7 protein-coding genes are annotated in these 21,629 nt (G+C 70.6%); 3 read left to right on the top strand and 4 right to left on the bottom strand.

Annotated features, from left to right (window positions below; translation table 11 throughout):
* Positions 1-12: 12 nt before the first annotated feature.
* A complete protein-coding gene (locus tag QIY60_RS05720; protein WP_283141443.1) occupies positions 13-10,641 on the top strand; it encodes a LamG-like jellyroll fold domain-containing protein in 10,629 nt (3,542 codons plus the stop codon).
* Between the two features lie 8 nt (positions 10,642-10,649).
* Complete coding sequence (locus QIY60_RS05715; protein ID WP_283141442.1) at positions 10,650-11,225, top strand: suppressor of fused domain protein; 576 nt, start codon at positions 10,650-10,652, stop codon at positions 11,223-11,225.
* Between the two features lie 91 nt (positions 11,226-11,316).
* Here QIY60_RS05715 and QIY60_RS05710 read toward each other — a convergent pair whose 3' ends face one another.
* The 4 genes from QIY60_RS05710 to glgX form a co-directional block, all read right to left on the bottom strand.
* Positions 11,317-13,359: a M4 family metallopeptidase gene (locus tag QIY60_RS05710; protein WP_283141441.1), complete on the bottom strand. Its 2,043-nt coding sequence runs from the start codon at positions 13,357-13,359 to the stop codon at positions 11,317-11,319.
* Between the two features lie 424 nt (positions 13,360-13,783).
* On the bottom strand, positions 13,784-15,646 hold the full coding sequence (locus QIY60_RS05705; protein ID WP_283141440.1) for an ABC transporter ATP-binding protein: 1,863 nt from the start codon (positions 15,644-15,646) through the stop codon (positions 13,784-13,786).
* Positions 15,643-17,760, bottom strand: a complete 2,118-nt coding sequence (locus QIY60_RS05700) for an ABC transporter transmembrane domain-containing protein (protein ID WP_283141439.1) — start codon at positions 17,758-17,760, stop codon at positions 15,643-15,645. Before QIY60_RS05700 ends, QIY60_RS05705 begins: the two co-directional genes overlap by 4 nt.
* 51 nt (positions 17,761-17,811) lie before the next feature.
* A complete protein-coding gene (gene glgX / locus QIY60_RS05695) occupies positions 17,812-20,016 on the bottom strand; it encodes a glycogen debranching protein GlgX (RefSeq protein ID WP_283145830.1) in 2,205 nt (734 codons plus the stop codon).
* A gap of 216 nt (positions 20,017-20,232) precedes the next feature.
* On the opposite strand from glgX, the gene QIY60_RS05690 reads away from it, so the two are divergent.
* Positions 20,233-21,489, top strand: coding sequence for an Ig-like domain-containing protein (locus tag QIY60_RS05690; RefSeq protein WP_283141438.1), 1,257 nt, complete (start codon positions 20,233-20,235; stop codon positions 21,487-21,489).
* Positions 21,490-21,629 lie beyond the last annotated feature (140 nt).

The following is a 21,629-nucleotide window of genomic DNA, read 5'->3' as shown; positions in this document are numbered from 1 at the left end:
GCTTTCTCCTTCATGCTCACCACCGAGACGGCGCAAGCCACCGGGGCCACGCTGCCCCGTCTCTCGATGCCCAAGTGGTCCCTGTCGGGTCTGTGGGAGTGGGCCAACAAGTCCCCGCTGGACACCCCGGACCAGCAGAGCGGCACCGCGCGCGGCAAGAGCCACAGCGCCTCCGCCCAGCAGACCCGGGCCAAGGGCGGCAACGGCCACCGGCCCGGCAAGGGCAAGGGTGAGCTCGGCGCGTACGAGCGGCCGCAGGACAAGGCCGAGCTGACGAAGACCGGCAAGGCGGCCGGGAACGCCAAGAGCTTCGACGCGCGCACCAGCAAGCGCGACGCCAAGAAGTCGACGGCGACCTCGGACTTCTACACCAACGCCGACGGCTCCACGACGGTGCGCCACTACACCGGGCGCTCCAACTTCAAGGCCGCCGACGGCAGCTGGAAGCAGATCGACACCGAGCTGCGCGAGGAGAAGGGCGGCCGGCTGGTCGAGAACGCCAACTCGCTCGGCGTCGCCTTCGCCCCCGACGCGGTCACCCCCGACCTCGCCTCGGTCGACTTCGGCTCCGGGCGCGCGCTGTCGTACGGGCTGCACGGCGCCGCCAGGAGCCGGCCGAAGGTCGACGGCGACTCCACCGCCACGTACGACAACGTTCTCAAGGACACCGACCTCAAGCTGTCGCCGCTGAGCGAGGGCTTCAAGGAGCGGATCGTCCTGCGCTCCAAGGCGGCGCCCAACACCTGGGTCTTCCCGCTGAAGGTGAAGGGGCTCACCCCGAAGGTCGCGGCCAACGGCGACGTGGTGTTCACCGACGCCGACGGCAAGGTGACGGCGACCGTCCCGCACGCCTTCATGGAGGACTCGAAGATCGACCCGCGCTCGGGCGACGCCGCCCAGTCCCGCGCGGTCACCTATGAGCTCACCACCCTGGACGGCGCCCCCGCGCTGCGGATGACCGCCGACCGGGCCTGGCTGGACGACCCGAAGCGGGTCTTCCCGGTCACCGTCGACCCGACGGTGACGGCCGGCAACTCGACGTACACCCAGAACACCATCGGCGGGGACCACTCCACCGAGAACATGATCAAGGTGGGGTCGTACGACTCCGGCACCAACAAGGCGAACTCGTTCCTCCAGTTCTCCTCGCTCGGCACCACGCTGGCCGGCCAGAAGGTCACCGCCGCGACCCTGAACGTGTACGCGATCTGGTCCTCGACCTGCACCGCCGAGCCGTTCAACGTCCACCCGGTCACCAAGGCCTGGACGCCCTCCACGGTCACCAGCTACCCCGGCCCGACCTACGGCTCGGCGATCGGCTCGGCGACGGTGGCGCCCGGCGCGTCCTGCACCAACTCCTCCAGCTCCACGAGCGTCGGCGTGAAGATGCCCGTCCCGCTCAACACCGGCTGGTTCAACACGGTCGCGGGCGGCGGCGCCAACTACGGCCTCGCGATGACCGCGATCACCAGTGACATGCTGCACTGGAAGAAGTTCCACTCGGACAACTCCACCACCGCGGGCTTCCGCCCGGCGCTCGACCTCACCTACACGGCCAACGCCGCCCCGCAGGTCAACGCCCAGTACCCGCCGGAGAACTTCCAGGCCAACACGCTGCGGCCGGAGCTCACGGTCTACGCGACCGACGCCGACCACGGGCCGAGTGCCCTGTCGTACTCCTTCGACGTCTTCGACGCGGACACCGGCAGCCAGACCCCGGTGGTCAGCTCCGGCACCCTCACCCAGGGCGCCTGGACGATCCCGGCCGGCAAGCTGAAGTGGAGCAAGAACTACCTCTGGTTCGCCACCGTCAGCGACGGCACCAACGCGGTGTCGTACGACAGCCGGTTCACCACCGCCGTGCCGCAGCCGCCGGTGACCTCGGGGCTCACCCAGAACACCGACGGCCGCGAGTTCGACCCCAGCGACGGCAACTACACCACCGACGACACCGACGCGGACGTCGAGGTCACCGGACCGTCACTGTCGATCGAGCGCTCCTACAACAGCCTCGACCCGCGCCAGGACGGCGCGTTCGGCGCGGGCTGGGCGACCATCGCGGACATGAAGGCCGCCGAGGTCAAGGACAGCTCCGGCGCGGTCACCAGCGTGGTCATCACCTACCCCGGCGGCGAGCAGGTCGCGTTCGGCCGCAACACCGACGGCACCTTCGTCCCGCCGCTCGGCCGGTACGCCCGCTTCCAGGCGGTCACCGGCGGCTACACGCTGGTCGACAAGGACTTCACCACCTACAGCTTCACCCAGACCACGGCCAAGGCCGGGGTCTACGCGATCAAGACCATCACGGACTTCGCGAACCGCGGTGAGACGTTCTTCTACACCAGCAACCAGCTGACCAAGATCACGAACACCACGTCCAACCGTTCGCTGACCCTCAGCTGGCAGACCCCCGCGGGCGCCACCGCCGCACACGTCAACACCGTCGCCACCGACCCGTCGACCGCCGGCGACTTGGCCACCGCGCAGACCTGGCAGTACAGCTACACCGGTGACCAGCTCACCAAGGTCTGCCCGCCCGCCGACTGGTCCAAGTGCATCACCTACGGGTACGCCACCGGCAACCACTACCGCACCACGGTCCTGGACGAGGACCCGTTCGCGTACTGGCGGCTCGGCGAGGCGGCCGGTGACGGCGTCGCCAAGGACGCGGTCGACCTCAACCAGGGCAAGTACAACGGCATCTACCACGACGTGACCACCGGTGGCACGGGCGTGCTCGCCGGGTCCACCCAGCCGGCCGCCACGTTCAACGGCACCAGCTCCTACGTGGAGATACCCAGCGCCCCGGGCGCGACCCCCTCGTACGCGAGCGTCTCGCTCTGGTTCAAGACCTCCCAGGCGGGCGGCGTCCTCTTCTACTACGGCGACAAGCCGCTGAGCGACCCCGACCCGGTGGGCACCACGACCCACAACACCCCGGCGGTCTACGTCGGCACCGACGGCAAGCTGCACGGCTGCTTCGCCTCGTCGCCCGGCTGCAACACCACGATCGTCTCCGCCGCCGCCGTCAACGACAACAAGTGGCACCAGGCCGTCCTCACCGGCGCCGCCACCACCATGTCGCTCTACCTCGACGGCGTCTCCCAGGGCACCAAGTCCGGCACCATCAACGACTGGGCGCAGCCCTACCTCACCCTCGGCGCCGGTGTGAACACCGACGGCTGGCCGAACATGAACGCGGCCGACCCGCTCGGCCACTTCAGCGGCCAGCTCGCCGAGGCGGCGATCTACTCCGAGCCGCTGACGCAGGACGTCATCACCGCGCAGTACCAGGCGGCGACCCGTCCGGCCGGGCTGCTCAACAAGATCACCACGCCGAACGGCAAGGTCCAGAGCTCCGTCACCTACTCCACCGCCGACGACATGGTCACCCAGGCCGTCGACGGCGACGGCGGCACCTGGAAGCTCAACCCGGCCACCGTCACCGGCTCCTCGCAGGTCTACCGCTCGGCCGTGATGGGCGCCGCCCCTTCCGGCTACTGGCGCCTCGGTGACGTCCAGGGCGCGCCGCAGGCCGCCAACGAGGTGCACACCGGCTTCGGCACGTACAACACGGTCACCCAGGGCGCGGAGGGTCCGTTCGGTCCCGACGACGCCACGGCGGTCGACTTCGACGGCGCGACCTCCTTCGCCGAGCTGCCCTACGCCCCGCTGCACCGGTCCGGCAACCGCGCGATCGAGCTGTGGTTCCGCACCGCCAAGCCCGGTGTGATCGCCGCCGACCAGGCCCGGGTCCCCAACGACCCGGCGGGCGCGGGAGCCGCCTACTCGCCGCTGATGTACGTGGGCGCGGACGGCAAGCTGCGCGGCCACTGGTGGAGCGCCACCGGCAGCGGCACGACCGACTTCGGCTCCAAGTCGACGGTCACCGACAACGCCTGGCACCACGCGGTCCTCTCCGCCTCCGGCACCACCCAGACGCTCTACCTGGACGGCGAGAAGCAGGCCGACTACACCGGCGCCGCCGGTGACCAGACGACCACCCGCACCTTCATCGGCGCGGGCTTCACCAAGGGCTGGATCAGCTCGCCCGCCGACGTCAGCTACTTCGACGGCTCGATCGCCGAGGTCGCCTTCTACGCGGAGCCGCTGACCGCGGACGAGGTCGGCCGCCACTACTCGGCCGCCAAGGCGTCCTCGGGCACCGCCCCGGTCCGCACGGTCAAGCTGACCGACCCGACCGACAAGACGCTGACCTACGTGTACGACGCGGAGCTGGGCAACCGGCTGCTCGCCGCGACCGACACCGCGGGCAACCGGACGACCTACGGGTACGACACCTCCGGCTTCCTGCACACCGTCACGGACGCCAACGGCAACCGCTCGGTGACCGGCCACGACGTGCGCGGCAACACGGTCTCCACGACCACCTGCCAGAACACGGCCGCCAACACCTGCGCCACCGAGTACTACACGTTCTACCCGGACGCGACCACGCTGTTCCCGGCGATGGACCCGCGCAACGACCTGGTGCTCACCGAGCGCGACGGCCGCTCCTCGGGCCCCACGGACAACACGTACCTCACCAGCTACACCTATGACACGGGCGGAAACGTCACTGCGGTGACCACCCCGCCGGTGCCGGGCTCGCCCGCGGGCCGTACGGCCTCCACGGTGTACACCACCGCGACCACCGTCGCGGCCGAGGGCGGCACCAACTACGCCCCGGCCGGACTCGTCGCCGAGGTGCGCACGCCCGGTGGCCGCAGCACCAAGTACACCTACTTCAAGAACGGCGACCTGGCGCAGATCACCGACGCCAACGGCGCCGCGCTGAAGTACACGTACGACAACCTGGGCCGTCAGATCACCAAGACCGAGGTCTCCGACTCCTACCCGGCGGGTCTGACGACCACGCTGGCGTACGACAAGGACGACCAGGTCGTCTCGGAGACCAGCCCCAAGGTCACCAACCGGGTCACCGGCGCCGTCCACCAGGCGAAGTCGACGACTGTCTTCGACCCGGACGGCAACGTCCAGTCCCAGACGGTCGCGGACGCCACCGGCGGCGACACCTCCCGGGTCACCTCGATGACGTACGACGCGTACAACCGGGTCGCGACCCGGACGGACCCGGGCGGCGACACCACCGCGTTCGCGTACGACGTCTACGGCAACAAGGTCAAGGAGACGGACCCGGCCGGGAACGTCAACGAGTACACCTTCGACGCCGAGGGCCGTCCGCTCACCACCAGCCTGCTCAACTACACCGGCGACCCCAACAGCCCGTCCGCGCCGACCAAGCTGGTGCAGGAGTCGCGGGCGTACGACCCGGCGGGTCGGCTCGCGTCGATCACCGACGCGATGGGCTGGGCCACCGAGTACACCTACACCGACGACGGCCTGTCCGCGACGGTGGTGCGCAGGGACCCGCAGAACAACAAGGCGTTCACCGAGCAGGCGAACACCTATGACGCGGCCGGGAACCTGACCAAGCAGGTCACCAACGACGGCACCACGACCACCTCGTTCACGGTGGACGCGGCGGACCGCACGACGTCGACGACGATGGACCCGGGCGGGCTCGCCCGGACCAACAAGGTCTCCTACGACCCGGACGACAACGTCGTGTCCGAGACGGACTACGACCCGACCGGCGACACCAGCACCACCGACACGCGCTACGACGCGCTCGGCAACGTCACCGGCAACACCGTCCACGACGGCACCACCGCGCCGGTCGGCCGCTGGAAGCTCAACGAGACCAGCGGCACCAACGCGGCGGACTCCTCCGGCGGCAACAACAAGGTCACCCTCGGCGCCGGCGTCACCCGCTCCACCGAGCAGGGCGGCAGCGCGGTCTTCGACGGCACCGCCAACGCGTACGGGCAGGGCACCGGCCCGGCCGTCAACACCAACGGCGGCTTCACCGTCTCGACCTGGGTGAAGCTGGCCGACACCACCGCCAACCACACGTTCGTCTCGCAGGACGGCACGGCCGACCACGGCTTCCAGCTGTACTACTCGACGGCGTACGGCTGGTCGTTCAACCGGACCTCCGGCGACGTGGCGTCCCCGACGCTGGCCCGTGCCACCTCCGGCACGGCGGCGGTGACGGCCAACACCTGGACGCACCTGACGGGTGTCTACGACGCGACGGCCGGGGAGATCCGGCTGTACGTCAACGGCGCGCTGAAGGCGACCACCCCGTACAGCGGCTCCTGGGAGGCCACCGGGCCGCTCCAGATCGGCCGCCGCATGTCGGGCGGTACGCAGGGCGAGTACCACAAGGGCTCCCTCGCGGACGTCCAGGTCTACGGCGAGGCGCTCACCGCGACGCAGGTCTCCGGCGTCTACGGCAAGACCCTGCCCGCGGCGGGCAGCGCGGTGCGCACCACCAGCTGGAAGCTGGACCAGCGCGGCATGCCCGTGTCGATGACCGACGCCAACGGCGCGACCACCGACTACGGCTACGACGAGTCGGGCCAGCAGACCAGCGTCACCGAGCCCGCGGTCAACGCCGAGCAGAACGGCGGCACTCCGGCTTCCGTCCGCCCGGTCTCGCTCACCGGCTACAACACGTACGGCGAGCAGACCGAGTCCTCGGACCCGCTCGGCAACGTCACGGTCACCGCCTACGACGGCGAGGGCCAGGAGGCGTCCACGACGCTTCCGGACTACACCGCGCCGGGTGCCTCGACGCCGATCAAGGCGGTGAGCTGGAACGAGTACAACCACCTCGGCCAGGTCTCCGCGGAGGTCGACCCGCTGGGCAACCGCACCGAGTACACCTACACCCAGCTGGGCGACCTGGCCTCGGTGAAGGAGCCGGGCGGCGACACCACCAGGTACACCTACGACACCAACGGCGACCAGCTCTCGGCGACCCGCCCCAACGGCGCCCGCCAGGAGTCGACCTTCGACTACCTGGGCCGCGAGGTCACCAGCACGGACATCGTCCGCCAGCCGACCCAGCGCGCGTTCACGGCGATCAACTACTACGACGCGCCGGGACAGCAGCTGTCGAAGACGGTGAGCCCGGCGGGTGTCACGCAGTCGTACGGCTACAACACGCTCGGCGAGGTCACGTCCACGACGGACGGGGCGAACAACACGACGCGGTTCACGTACGACATGGACGGGCAGATGCTGACGTCCACGGATCCGGACGGGACGAGCACCAAGAACACCTACGACGGGTTCGGCCAGCTGGTCTCGACGAGCGATCTGGACGCGACCGGGAGGGTGCTGCGGACCACCAGCTCCACGTACGACCGGATGGGTCAGCAGTCCTCGGTGACCGACTTCCGCGGGCACACCACCACCTTCACGGTGGACGCGACCGGAATGGTCACCAAGGCCGTGCAGCCCGTCTCCGCGACCGAGTCGATCACCGCCACCTTCGGGTACGACGTGGCGGGCAACAGGACCCGGTTCACCGACGGCCGCAACAACGCCTTCCTCACGACGTACAACGCGTGGGGCAGCCCGGAGTCGGTGATCGAGCCGGCCACGCCCGCCTATCCCAACGCGGCGGACCGCACCTTCACCACGACCTACGACGCCAACGGACGGGTCAGGGAAGAGCGTTCGCCCGGCGGTGTGAAGGTCGTGGACGACTACGACGCGAAGGGACGACTGACCAGGCAGACCGGCACGGGCGCCGAGGCGGCCACCGCCGACCACACCTACGGCTATGACGCCGACGACCGGATCGTCTCGGTCACCGGTACCGACGCCGACACCGGCAAGGACACGTTCAGCTACGACGACCGGGGCCAGCTCCTGTCGACGGGCGGCGGGTCCGGATCCTCGTCCTTCGCCTACAACGGCGACGGCAGGATGACCTCGCGGACCGACGCGTCCGGCACCTCGACGTACGGCTACGACACCGCGGGGCGTCTGTCCACGGTCAACGACGGCGCCACCGGCTCCGCGCTGACCTACGGCTACGACGTCAACAGCAACGTCAAGTCGATCGACTACGGCACCGGCAAGGCCAAGCGCGCCTTCGCCTACGACGACCTGGAGCAGCTCAAGTCGGACACCCTGACCTCCCCGACCGGCAGGACGCTGGCCTCGGTGAGCTACGGGTACGACGAGAACGGCAACGAGACGTCGAAGACGACGACCGGGGTCGCGGGCGCGTCCGCCAACACCTACACCTACGACTGGGCGAACCGCCTGTCGTCCTGGAACAACGGGACGACGACGGAGAGCTACGGCTACGACGCCTCCGGCAACCGGACGCGCGTGGGCGGCGACACCTACACCTACGACGCCCGCAACCAGCTCACCTCGGACGGGCACAACGCGTACACGTACACCGCGCGCGGCACGATGAGCTCGATGACGGACGACGGGAGCAAGGTCAGCGTCGTCAAGGCGGACGCCTTCAACCGGGTCGTCAACGAGGGCGACCGCACCTACGCGTACGACGGCCTGGACCGGGTGCTGACCGCGAGCGACCCCGGCACCGGCCCGCTGTTCACCTTCCAGTACAGCGGCGCGGGCAACGACGTGGCCTCCGACGGCTCGTCGACGTACAGCCGCAACGCCGACGGAGGGCTGCTCGGCGTCAAGTCGGGAACCAGCTCGGCGCTGGCGATGACCGATGTGCACAACGACGTCATCGCGCAGTTCACGGCGGGCGGTGAGGCGCTGTCCGGGTCGACGACGTACTCGCCGTTCGGCAAGGTCAACCAGAGCGCCACCATGCTGGGACAGCTCGGCTACCAGTCGGGCTGGACCGACCCCGAGACGGCCAAGGTCAACATGGCCGCGCGCTGGTACTCGCCGCAGACCGGCCAGTTCAACAGCCGGGACACGGCGGACGTGGACGGACTGCCGTCCTCGATCGGCGCCAACAAGTTCGCCTACGCCGACGCCAACCCGATGACCATGACCGACCCCACCGGTCACTGGAGCTTCGGCGGCGCCTGGAAGAAGTTCAAGAAGAAGGTCAAGCACGTCGCCAAGTCCGCTTGGCACAAGACCAAGAAGGCCGTCAAGCACGTCGCCAAGGCGGTCAAGAAGGCCGCGAAGAAGATCAAGCACGCGGTCAAGAAGGCGGTCAAGAGGGTCAAGCACGCGGTCCGCAAGGCCGTGCACTACGTCCATGACGCGGTCAAAAAGGTCAAGAGATACGTCAAGCGGACGTACAAGCGGGTCAAGAAGTACGTCCACAAGGTCGTCAGGACCGTCAAGCGCGCGGTGAAGCACGCCGCCAAGGTGATCAAGAGCGTCGCGCACAAGGTGGTCAAGGCGGCCAAGAAGGTCGGCAGAGCGGTCAAGAAGGCCGCGAAGGCGACGGCCAACTATGTGAAGCAGCACGCGGCGACCATCGTCCCGATCGTGGCGGGCATCGCGGCCGCGGTCGTCTGCACGGCGGCGACGGCCGGTGTCGGCGCGGTCGCCTGCGCGGCCGGCGCGGGTGCGCTGATCAACGCACTCGGCTATGCGATGAGCGACGGGCCGCACACCCTGAACGGCTTCCTCGGAGCCGCCGCGATCGGTGCGGCCACCGGCCTGATCGGCATGGGCGCCGGTGCGGCCGCCGGACGGGCCCTGGGCACGGCGGTCAGCGCCGTGACCCGCGGCGCGGTGACCGGCGCCGCCGGTGGAGCCGCGGAGAGCGCCGCCACCTACGGCGTCTCCTGCTCCAGCAGCCAGGAGGGCTGCAGCGCCAGCGGCGCGGCCAAGGCGACGGTGACGGGTGCCGCGCTCGGCGGCATCTTCGGAGCCGCGCTGAGCAAGTACGGCCGCAAGGGGTGCACCCCGCACAGCTTCAGCCGCAACACCCCGGTGCTGGTGTCGACCACCGCCACCAAGGCCATCTCGCAGATGCGGGTCGGCGACTACGTACTCACCGCCGAGCCCGGAAAGGACAAGAAGGAGAGGCACCGGGTCAAGGCGGTCATCGTCACCAGGACCGACCGTGACTACGTCGACGTCGTCGTGGGCTCGAAGTCCGGCCCCAAGACGATCCAGACCACCGCTCACCACCAGTTCTACGACGCCACGGCGAACGCCTGGACCCAGGCGGCCGACCTGAAGAAGCACCACGCCCTTCAGGGCGCGGACGGCGGCCGGACCCCGGTCCTGGACGTCCGGTCCTACACGGACACACGGGTCACCTACGACCTGAGCGTCGACGGCCTGCACACGTACTTCGTGGCGGCGGGCGACACCCAGGTCCTGGTCCACAACGCCGACGACGTCTGCCCGATCGGCGGACCGGCCCCGGACGGGAACGGCCAGTGGCGGCACGGCGGACGGTTCGCGGCCAACCCCGACCGCATCGGGCCGGGACAGGTGCACCCCGACGGAATGCTGCGGGGAACCAACGACGCCGGGCACGTCACCAGCCGGCCGTCGTTCCGCACGCCCACCGTGCGCGGGATGTGGGACGACGCCGAGGTCGCCCCGGGTCCGCACGGGTCGCAGGGTAGAGTCTGCACCCGCGGTGGCCCGAACTGCGAGGGCGTGGTCTACGACGATCCGTACGACCCGAACGGCGGTCCCCGTATGTGGGACGGCGGGCACTACCCGGAATCGTGGAGCAACCGCAAGTTCCACCCGGATGTCACGCGTGAAGAAGTCCTGGACAACTACAACACCGATGTCCAGCTCGAATGCAGGCCGTGCAATCGCGGGGCCGGAAACAGACAGGACGGTTAGCGAACGCCATGGCTGCTCTCGTCAACCACTTGGAAGCACGCCTCGGCCGCCTGGTCGGGTCGTGGTCGGCGGCCGAGCAGTCCCCTCCGGGCACCCCCCAGGTCGGATTCTTCACCGGGGGTGCCCTGGAGGGCGTCCAGTCCTTCGCCACCATCGGGCTCTTCAGCACTCCGCTGGTCTCCCGCACCTCGGGCCGTCATCAGCACCTGGAACTGCTGGGGTGCAACCGCCCGCTCGCGGGTGACGAGTACGGCCCCTTCGCGGGAGTCCTGGAGCACGTCAGCGAGCGCCTGGTCACCAGCGGCGACGCGGTCCTGCGCGGGGATGTCATCCCCCTGCCGATGCCGCTGGCGCCGGGCAGTGTCCTGAGCTCCCTGTACGCGTCCTCCCCGGTGTACTTCGACGACGACTTCGCCGAGGTCGTCGTGGAGAACGGCACCACGGTCTCCGTGGTGTGGCTGGTGCCGATCGGCCCGTCGGAGGCGGCGTTCGTCGCGGAGAAGGGCTGGCAGGAGTTCGAGCGGGAGCTCGTCCGCCAGGACCCGGACCTGCTCGACCTGCGCCGTCCGGAGATCGCCCTGTGACGAAGGGCTGAAAGGCCCGGAGAAACGAGCGGTGCCCGGACCCCTTGTGGGGGTCCGGGCACCTTTCACGTTCCAGTCAGCCGCCTGACCGTCAGAACGTGAGCTTGAAGTTGTCGATGTAGCCCGTGTCGTACCGCGCCTTGTCCTGGACCTTCAGCTTCCAGGTGCCGTTGGCGACCTCCGAGGAGGCGTTGACGGTGTACGTGGTGTCGATGTTGTCCGTCGAGCCGCCGGTGCCGGTGGCCTTCAGCGGGTACACCGAACCGTCGGGCGCCACCAGGTCGATCTGGAGGTCGCCGATGTAGGTGTGGACGATCTTGACGCCGACCTTGAGGGTGCTGGGCGCGTTGCCCGTGACCCCGGTGACGTTGACCGACGAGGTGACCGCCGCTCCCGGGGAGTCCGGGATGTTGACGTTGGTGCCGTTCTCGAAGACCTTGCCGCCCGGGTCGCCGCCGCCGTGGCGGGCGCCGACCGCGATGGCCGCCCACGCGTCGGTGATGTTGTTGACCTCGGCGCTGCCGGCGCCGTACAGCTCGGTCGCCGCGGCGATCGTGCCGTCGCGGGCGCCCTTGTAGTCGGTGCTCGAGTTGAACTTGGTGGTGAGCGCCTTGTACCAGATCAGCTGGGCCTTGTCGCGGCCGATGCCGGTGACCGGCAGGCCGTCGGAGGTCGGCGAGTTGTAGGTCACGCCGTTGATGACCTTGGTGCCGCTGCCCTCGGAGGCCAGGTAGAACCAGTGGTTCGCCGGGCCGGAGGAGTAGTGGACGTCCAGGTTGCCGATGCCGGCGTACCAGCTGTCCTTGGAGCCGCCGTCCTTGCTCGGCTTGTCCATGTAGCGCAGCGGGGTGCCGTCGCCGTTGATGTCGATCTTCTCGCCGATGAGGTAGTCGCCCGGGTCGGACGCGTTGTTGGCGTAGAACTCGACCGAGGTGCCGAAGATGTCCGAGGTCGCCTCGTTGAGGCCGCCGGACTCGCCGCTGTACTCCAGGCCCGCCGTGTTGGAGGTGACGCCGTGCGTCATCTCGTGGCCGGCCACGTCCAGCGAGGTCAGCGGGTCGTTGTTGCCCGAGCCGTCGCCGTACGTCATGCAGAAGCAGCTGTCGTCCCAGAACGCGTTGACGTACGCGTTGCCGTAGTGGACGCGGGAGTACGCGCCGACGCCGTCGTTGCGGATGCCGCTGCGGCCGAAGACGTTCTTGTAGAAGTCCCAGGTCTCCCCGGCGCCGTAGGCGGCGTCGGCGCCCGCGGTGGCGGCGTTGGAGTTGGTGCCGTCGCCCCAGGTGTCGTTGGTCTGGGTGAACAGCGTGCCGGTGCCCGAGCCGCTGCCGTGGTTCAGGTTGTACGTCTTGTGGTTGCCGCGGCCGCCGTCGGTCAGCGTGTAGTTCGAGCCCGACTGCGTGGTGCCGAGGGTGACCTGGCCGCTGTAGTGGGTGTTGCCGACACCGGTCTCGATGCCCTGCCACTGGTACAGCTTCGCGCCGGTCGCCGCGTCGGTGATGACGTGCAGCTGGTTCGGGGTGCCGTCGTCCTGCAGACCGCCGACGACCGTCTCGTACGCGAGGGTCGGCGTGCCCTTGGCCATCCAGACGACCTTGCGCGGGGCGCGGTCGGCGGTGGCCTTCTTGGCGCCCTTGTCGGCGGCGGCCGCGAGGGCCTGCTTCTGCGCGCCGGCCGGGCCCTGCTTGGCCGTGGTGGCGACGTTCGTCAGCTGGGCGGCGTTCGCCTTGATGACGCCCTGGGTCCGGCCGCTGGCGGCCGTGTCGACGACGAGGTCGCCGCCGAGGACCGGGAGCCCGGCGTAGGTGCGCTCGTACCGCGTGTGCTGGGTGCCGTTCTGGTCCTTGATCACATCGCGGACGACGAGCTTCTCCTGCGCGCCGAGGCCGAGGCTCTTGGCGGTCTCCGCCGCCTTGTCGCCGGCCTGGCGTATGAGCTCGGCCCGCTGCGAGGGCGAGAGCTTGGCGGGCAGAGCGCCCGGGTTGCGTACGGCCTGCGCCTTGAGGGCGTTGGCGGACGCGGAGTCGTCGGGACGTGCGCTGGCGCTACCTGCCTGGACTCCGACGGTGAGCATGGCGGCTGCGGAGAGCAGAGCGGCGGTTGCGGTGGCACGACGACGGTGCGTGGATCTCACGCGAACTCCTTCTGCGAGGGGGGTACCGGCGGCTGGGTGGGGCCGTCCGGGCGAAGCATGCGGAGCAGTGGTTCTTGGATCGGGGAGAGAGTGCCAGGAGTGGCCAGGCGCTGTCAGGAGCGCGTCAAGAAGTTGGCCGGAAATCGTTCGTTGTACGAAGGACGCCGTTCGTTAAGCGGACGTTTCCTTTGTCAACACCATGTGTACAGGGGGCGGTTGGGTGCGTCGCGATCGACGGGAGTGTCCGGATACGCACCCTGCCCCACCAGCGCGAAAGGCGTCCGGAGGGGGCGCGGAAGCCGCTCGCGACAATGGCCGCAATGAGCCTCCGCACTTGCCGCCCCGGGACCCGCCGGGCGTCCGCCAGGCGGACAGTTGGACGGGCGGGACGGCGATCCGGTTCCCGTCGCCCCTCCTCTTCCGGTTACGCCAGGCTCTCCCGCCACGCCCGGTGGAGATCCGCGAACCGGCCGGTGCCCGCGATGAGTTCGGCGGGCGGGCCGTCCTCGACGACGCGGCCGTGCTCCATCACCAGCACCCGGTCCGCGATCTCCACGGTCGACAGCCGGTGGGCGATGACGACGGCGGTACGGCCGTGCAGCACGGTGTGCATCGCGCGCTGGACCGCCCGCTCGCCCGGGATGTCCAGGGACGAGGTCGCCTCGTCGAGGATCAGCACCGCCGGGTCCGCGAGCAGCGCGCGGGCGAAGGCGACCAGCTGGCGCTGGCCCGCCGAGATGCGCCCGCCGCGCTTGCGCACGTCGGTGTCGTAGCCGTCCGGCAGCCGGGTGATGAAGTCGTGCGCGCCGATCGCCTTCGCGGCCCGCTCGATCTCCTCGCGGCTCGCCTCGGGGCGGCCGATGGCGATGTTGTCGGCGACCGTGCCGGAGAAGAGGAACGCCTCCTGGGTGACCATCACGACCCCGCGCCGCAGCTCGGGCACGGCCAGCTCGCGCAGATCGACGCCGTCGAGCAGCACCCGGCCGGTGGAGGGGTCGTAGAAGCGGGCGAGGAGTTTGGCGAGGGTGGACTTGCCCGCGCCGGTCGAGCCGACCACGGCCACGGTCTGCCCGGCCGGAAGGGTCAGGTCGAAGCGGGGGAGGACCTCGCCGCCCGTACGGTACGAGAACCCGACGCCGTCGAACTCGACGCGCCGCCCCGGGAGTTCCCCGGACCGCTCCGGCAGCGGCACCGGCCGCTCGGGCTCGGGCACGGTCGGGACCTGGGCCAGCAGCCCGGCGATCTTCCCGAGGGACGAGACGGCCGCCTCGTACGAGTTGAGGAACATCCCGAGCCGGTCGATCGGGTCGTACAGCCGCCGCAGATACAGCACGGCGGCGGCGAGCACGCCAAGGGCGAGGGTGCCGTCGGCGACCCGGTAGGCGCCCCACAGCACCATCGCGGCGACGGCGGTGTTGGCCACCAGACGCGAACCCACCACGTACTGGGCCATTTCGAGGATGGCGTCGCCGTTGGTGCGCTCGTGCTGGCGGTTGAGCTTCTGGAACTCCTCGTCGTTGGTGCGCTCGCGGCGGAACGCCTGGACCGGCCGGATGCCGTTGAGGGTCTCCGCGAACTTGACGATCACGGCCGCGATCGCCGTCGAGCGGGCGTCGAACGCGCGCGAAGCGCGGCGCCGGTAGCGGCGGATCAGCAGGTGCAGCGGTGCGTAGGAGGCGACGGCGAGCGCGCCGATGCCCCAGTCGAGCCAGAGCAGCACGACGCAGATGTACACGCCGGAGAGCACGACGCCGATGAGCTCCTGGAGCCCCTCGTTGAACAGCTCGCGCAGCGACTCCACGTCGGAAGTGGAACGGGAGATGAGCCGGCCCGAGGTGTACCGCTCGTGGAAGTCCACGCTCAGCGCCTGCGCGTGCCGGAAGATCCGCCCGCGCAGATCGAGCAGCACGTCCTGGCCGACGCGGGTGGAGGCGCTGATGAACGCGTACTGGAGCAGCCCGGCCCCGAGAGCGCAGACGAGGTATCCGGCACCGACGGCTGTCAGCGGCCCGTAGTCGTCCTTGCGGAACGCGGGCACGCCCCGGTCGATGGCGTACGCGACGAGCAGCGGCCCCGCCTGCACGGCGGCCTGCTGCAACAGGATGAGCAGCGCGGTGACGACGACACGGCGCCGCATGGGGCGGAGCAGGTCGAGGAGGAGGGCGCGGGTGGCGCCGGCGGGGGAGGGAAGGGCATCGCGGTCGAAGGGATCGCCGGTGGGTTGGGGGGCTTCCCCTTCCGGCTCCTCCGGATCGGCCTGCCGCTCCGCACCGATGGTGGTCGTCATCGTTCGTCCCCTTCGTCCCCCGCGCCGGACATCAGCCAGGCGTACTCGGCGTTGCTGCGCAGCAGTTCCTGATGGGTGCCGACGGCGGCGACGCGGCCGCCGGAGAGCAGCGCGACCCGGTCGGCGAGCATCACCGTCGACGGGCGGTGGGCGACGACCAGCGCGGTGGTCTCGCGCAGGACGTCGCGCAGGGCCGCCTCGACGCGGGCCTCGGTGTGCACGTCGAGCGCGGAGAGCGGGTCGTCGAGCACCAGGAACCTGGGCCGCCCGACGACCGCCCGCGCGAGGGCGAGCCGCTGGCGCTGCCCGCCGGAGAGGCTGAGGCCCTGCTCGCCGACCTGGGTGTCGACGCCGTGCGGCAGCTCCCGCACGAACCCTGCCTGCGCGACGTCGAGCGCCCGGTCGAGGTCCTCGGGCCCGCCGCCGCCCATGAGGACGTTCTCGCCCACGGAGGCGGAGAAGAGGGTGGGCTCCTCGAACGCCACGGCGACGAGCTCGCGCAGCCGTTCGCGGGGCATGCGGGCGATGTCGACCCCGTCGAGGGTGATGCGCCCGCCGGTCGCCTCGTACAGCCGCGGCACGAGCGCGGTGAGCGTCGTCTTCCCGGACCCGGTCCCCCCGACGATGGCCATGGTCTCGCCGCTGCGGATGTGGAGATCGATCCCGGAGAGGAGGGGCGGGCTGTCGCCGGGGGCGTCGGGGTAGCGGAAGGCGACGTGGTGGAACCGGATGCCGAGGTTTTGTGCGGGTGGGTTGGTGGTTGCGCGTTCGTCTGCGGGCCGGTGGGGGCTTGTCGCGCAGTTCCCCGCGCCCCTTAGGGGGTTGGGGGTGTCCGGCGCCGACCCGTCAGGTTCAGCCGACCCGTCGGGTTCAGGGGGGCTGGGCAAATTCAGCCCCTCCGGCGTTTGAGGAGCGGGGTCCGGGGCGGAGCCCCGAGGCGGGGACGGGGGTGCGGACCCCGTAGCCCGCCCACCCCGAGGCGAAGCCCCCACGGGGGTACCGGGGGCAGAGCCCCCGTGGCGGGGTGCAGGGGCCGCAGGCCCCGCGTCGGGGTCCGGGGGCGTAGCCCCCGGGAGACCACCCTTACCCCCACCCACCCCCGGAGGGTTTAGGGAAGGGGCGGGGAGGGGCTCATCCAGGACCTCGAAGAACCGCTCCGTCGCCGTCCCCGCCTCCTGGCTCATCGCCAGCAGGAACCCGATCGAGTCCACCGGCCACCGCAGCGCCAGCGCCGTGGACAGGAACGCCACCAACGTCCCGGCGGACAGCCCGCCGTCGGCCACCCGCACAGTCCCCAGCACCAGCGCCGCCCCGATCGCCAGCTCCGGTATCGCCGTGATCACGCCCCACAGCGCCGCCAGCAGCCGCGCCTTGTGCAGCTCCGTGCCCCGCAGCTCCCGCGCCAGCGAACCGAACGCCCGCGCCTGGCTGCGATGCCGCCCGAACCCCTTGATGATCCGGATGCCGAGCACGCTCTCCTCGACCAGCGTCGTCAGATCGCCCACCTGGTCCTGCGCCCGCCGCGCCGCCAGCGAGTAACGCGACTCGAAGAGCGAGCACAGCGCCACCAGCGGCACCACGGGGACGACCAGCACCAGCCCCAGCGTCCACTCCTGCGACAGCAGGATGACGAAACCCACCACAATCGTCACCCCGTTGACCAGTAAGAACGTCAGCGGGAACGCCAGGAACATCCGTACCAGACTCAGATCCGTCGTCCCCCGCGACAGCAACTGGCCCGACGGCCACCGGTCGTGGAAGGACACCGGCAGCCGTTGCACGTGCCGGTACAGATCCGCCCGCATCGCCGCCTCCACCCCCGCCAGCGGCCGCGCCACCAGCCACCGCCGCAGGCCGAAGAGGAGCGCCTCCGCCACCCCGAGCAGCAGCAGGACGAGAGCCCCCAGCCAGACCCCGCCGGGGTCGCTGTCGCTCACCGGCCCGTCGACGATCCACTTCAGTACGAGCGGGATCAGCAGACCGAGACAGGACGCGAAGACGGCGACAAACGCCGCGCCGAACAGGCGAGTTCGAACGGGGCGTACGTACGGCCAGAGCCTCAGCAGCGTACGGACCGTCGACTGGTTCTTGGTGGGTGCATGTATGTCTGGCATCAATCATCGAGCCTAAACTTCACCACCGACAACGCCCACCGGCTTTTTGGGCTAGCCCGTCACGCGCAGCACCTGTACCGACCGCGCCCCCACCCCCACCTCCCCCCCACCCCGGTGCACCCGCCCGGCCACCCCCACCTGGTCCTCCACCGCCGTGTCGACCACCACCTCGTACCCCTCTCCCCACGGCGCCCCCGGCACCACGAACCCCGTCGGACGGCTGCCCGCGTGCAGCACGATCAGGAAGCTGTCGTCGACCACCGGCGCGCCGAGCGCGTCCCGCCCGGGGATGTCGCGGCCCGACAGGTACAGGCCGAGCGTGGACGTCGGCGCGTACCAGTCCCGCTCCGTCATCTCCGACCCGCGCGCGGTGAACCACGCGAGGTCGCGGAGCCCGTCCGCCCCCTGCGCCCGGCCGGAGAAGAACGCGCGGCGGCGCAGCACCGGATGGCGGTGGCGCAGCGCGACCAGGCGGCGGGCCAGTTCGAGCAGCCCGCGCGGGCCCGGCTGGTCCAGGAGGGACCAGTCGACCCACCCCACCTCGCCGTCCTGGCAGTACGCGTTGTTGTTGCCCCCCTGCGTGCGCCCCATCTCGTCCCCGGCCACCAGCATCGGCACCCCGGTGGACACGAGCAGCGTCGTCAGCAGGTTGCGCAGTTGGCGGCGGCGCAGGGCGTTGATCCGGGGATCGTCCGTCTCGCCCTCCACCCCGCAGTTCCAGGACCGGTTGTCGTCCGTCCCGTCCCGGTTGCCCTCCCCGTTCGCCTCGTTGTGCTTGCGCTCGTACGAGACCAGGTCCCGTAGCGTGAAGCCGTCGTGGGCCGTGATGAAGTTGATCGAGGCGTACGGGCGGCGGCCGCCCCACGCGTACAGGTCGCTCGACCCCGACAGCCGGTAGCCCAGGTCGCGCACGTCCGGCAGCGCCCCCCGCCAGAAGTCCCGCACCGCGTCCCGGTAGCGGTCGTTCCACTCCGTCCACAGCGGCGGGAAGGCCCCGACCTGGTACCCGCCGCGCCCCACGTCCCACGGCTCCGCGATCAGCTTGACCCGGCGCAGCACCGGGTCCTGGGCGATGACGGCCAGGAAGGGGGAGAGCATGTCGACGTCGTGCATCGAGCGGGCAAGGGCAGCCGCCAGGTCGAAGCGGAAGCCGTCCACCCCCATCTCCGTCACCCAGTACCGCAGCGAGTCCGTGATCAGCCGCAGCACCTGGGGCTGCACCACGTGCAGCGTGTTGCCGCAGCCCGTGTAGTCCGCGTACCGGCGCGCGTCCGACTGGAGGCGGTAGTACCCCTTGTTGTCGATGCCCCGCAGCGACAGCGTCGGGCCGCGCTCGCCCGCCTCCGCCGTGTGGTTGTAGACCACGTCGAGGATGACCTCGATGCCCGCCGCGTGCAGCGCCCGCACCATCCGCTTGAACTCGCCGACCTGCTGACCCGCCGTCCCCGACGCCGAGTACGCCGCGTGCGGCGCGAAGTAGCCGATCGAGTTGTAGCCCCAGTAGTTGCGCAGGCCCCGGCGCAGCAGATGGTCCTCGTGGGTGAACTGGTGCACAGGAAGCAGCTCGACCGCCGTCACCCCGAGGCGTACGAGATGGTCGAGCGCCGCCGGGTGTGCCAGCCCGGCGTACGTGCCGCGCAGCTCCTCCGGGATCCCCGGGTGCCGCTTGGTGAAGCCGCGCACGTGCAGCTCGTAGATGACCGAGTCGGCCCACGGCGTCTTCGGGCGGCGGTCGTCCGACCAGTCGTCGTCATCGTGGACGACGACCCCCTTGGGGACGTACGGCGCCGAGTCCCGGTCGTCCCGTACGGTGTCGGCCACCTGCTGCTGCGGCCAGTCCCGCACGTGCCCGTACACCTGCGGCGGCAGCGCGCTGTGTCCATCTCCTATGGCGCCGTCGACCGCGCGCGCGTACGGGTCGAGCAGCAGCTTCGACGGGTTCCAGCGGGCCCCCGTCCAGGGGTCCCAGCGGCCGTGCACCCGGTAGCCGTACCGCTGCCCCGGCCGTACGCCCGGCACGAAGCCGTGCCAGATCTCATGGGTGAGCTCGACGAGGGCGAGCCGGGTCTCGGTGCCCGCCGCGTCGAACAGGCACAGCTCCACCGACTCCGCCCCGCCCGCCCACAGCGCGAAGTTGGTGCCCGCCACCCCGTCGGGCCCCACCCGGAACCGGGCCCCCAGCGGGGTCGGCGCACCCGGCCAGACCGCCGGCCGCACCCCGCCGGGACCGCCCCGCGGGCCGCGGTGGCCGTTCAGTTCCCGGTGCCCTTCCCCCTGCGGAGCCGGGCGCCCCACCCCCTGCTCTGCCTCCTGCTCGGCTGCGCTCGACACCCCTCGGCCTCCCGCGGCTCGGCGCCTGGACGGAGCGCGGCGTCCCGGCCGCGGCTCCCCACGCGTGTCCTCGCAGGTTTTCTTCCCGTTACCCGGCTCGTACTCACGTTTCCCCCGGCGGGGCGCGGTCGTTGACCGGACGTGAGATTCGTACTGAAGCGGGCAGGGGCGACCACCGCGGCCGCTCTGACATGGGTGGGACTGACGGCGGCGCTGGTGGCCGGGACGGCCGGGTGCAGCGGGGAGCACCTGGACATCGGCGGGGTCGACGGGGTCAAGGACGTCGTCGCGGGCAAGGCGCCCTCGCCCCGGGACGTGATCCTGGTGACTCCGGGGGACGGGGCCAAGGGCGTCAAGGCGGACGGGAGGATCGAGGTGCGGGTGCCCGGCGGGCGCCTGGAGCGGGTCAGGGTGATGAAGGCCGAGGACGCGCAGCCCGAGGAGGTGCCGGGCCGGATCACCGAGGACGGGCTCTCCTGGCAGCCGACCCGGGGGGCCGCGGGGCGGCTCGAACTGGCCGCCAAGTACACGGTGGACGCGGTGGCGCTGGACGGCCACGGCCACCGCCAGGCCCGGCACACCAGCTTCACCACGCTGGTGCCCGAGCACCGGTTCATCGGCTACTTCAAGCCGGAGAACCGCTCGACGGTCGGCGTCGGCATGATCGTCTCGTTCAACTTCAACCAGGCGATCGAGAACCGGGCGGTCGTGGAGCGCGCCATCAAGGTCACCTCGAAGCCCGCGGTCGAGGTCGTGGGCCACTGGTTCGGCAAGGAGCGCTTGGACTTCCGGCCCAGGGAGTACTGGAAGCCCGGCACCAAGGTCACCGTGGACATGCGGCTGCGCGACGTCCCCGGCGCCCCGGGGGTCTACGGCATCCAGGAGAAGCGGATCGGCTTCACCATCGGGCGCGACCAGGAGTCCCTGGTGGACGCCGACGCGCACACGATGGAGGTGCGCCGCGGCGGCGAGCTGGTCAGCAAGGTCCCGATCTCGGCGGGGTCGCCGAAGAACACCACGTACAACGGCAAGATGGTCGTCACCGAGATGTTCGACGTGACCCGGATGAACAGCCGTACGGTCGGCTTCGGCGGGGAGTACGACATCCCGGACGTGCCGCACGCCATCCGGCTGACCGCCTCCGGGACCTTCCTGCACGGCAACTACTGGGCGACGTCCGGCACCTTCGGCTCCAGCAACACCAGCCACGGCTGTGTGGGCCTGCGCGATGTGAAGGGCGGCAGCCCGGACACCCCGGCGGGCTGGTTCTTCGACCGCACGCTCGTCGGGGACGTGGTGGAAGTCATCAACTCCCGTGACAAAACGGTCGCGCCCGACAACGGGCTCGGCGGCTGGAACCTCGACTGGGCGAAGTGGAGGGCGGGCTCGGCCCTCTGACCCTCCCTCGCCGGCCGGCCCGGCCCGTACACCCCCGGTGACGTCCGGATGTCGCCACAGCGAACGCACCGGACCATTGGGACTGAACGGTGACATTCGCGTGGCGTTGCGTGTGCGTCCGGTGTGATTACCTAGGCAAT

Source organism: Streptomyces sp. BPTC-684 (genome assembly GCF_030028635.1).
In the GTDB taxonomy this organism is placed as follows: Bacteria; Actinomycetota; Actinomycetes; order Streptomycetales; family Streptomycetaceae; genus Streptomyces; species Streptomyces noboritoensis.
The sequence above is the reverse complement of the archived record's forward strand: the minus strand, read 5'-3'. Positions and strand labels throughout refer to the sequence as shown.

What these genes read in the sequence shown, in the direction of transcription:
- QIY60_RS05715 (WP_283141442.1), top strand. Translation starts at nt 10,650, where the DNA reads ATGGCTGCTCTCGTCAACCACTTGGAAGCACGCCTCGGCCGCCTGGTC.
- QIY60_RS05700 (WP_283141439.1), bottom strand. Translation starts at nt 17,760, where the DNA reads ATGCCAGACATACATGCACCCACCAAGAACCAGTCGACGGTCCGTACG.
- QIY60_RS05705 (WP_283141440.1), bottom strand. Translation starts at nt 15,646, where the DNA reads ATGACGACCACCATCGGTGCGGAGCGGCAGGCCGATCCGGAGGAGCCG.
- QIY60_RS05720 (WP_283141443.1), top strand. Translation starts at nt 13, where the DNA reads ATGCTCACCACCGAGACGGCGCAAGCCACCGGGGCCACGCTGCCCCGT.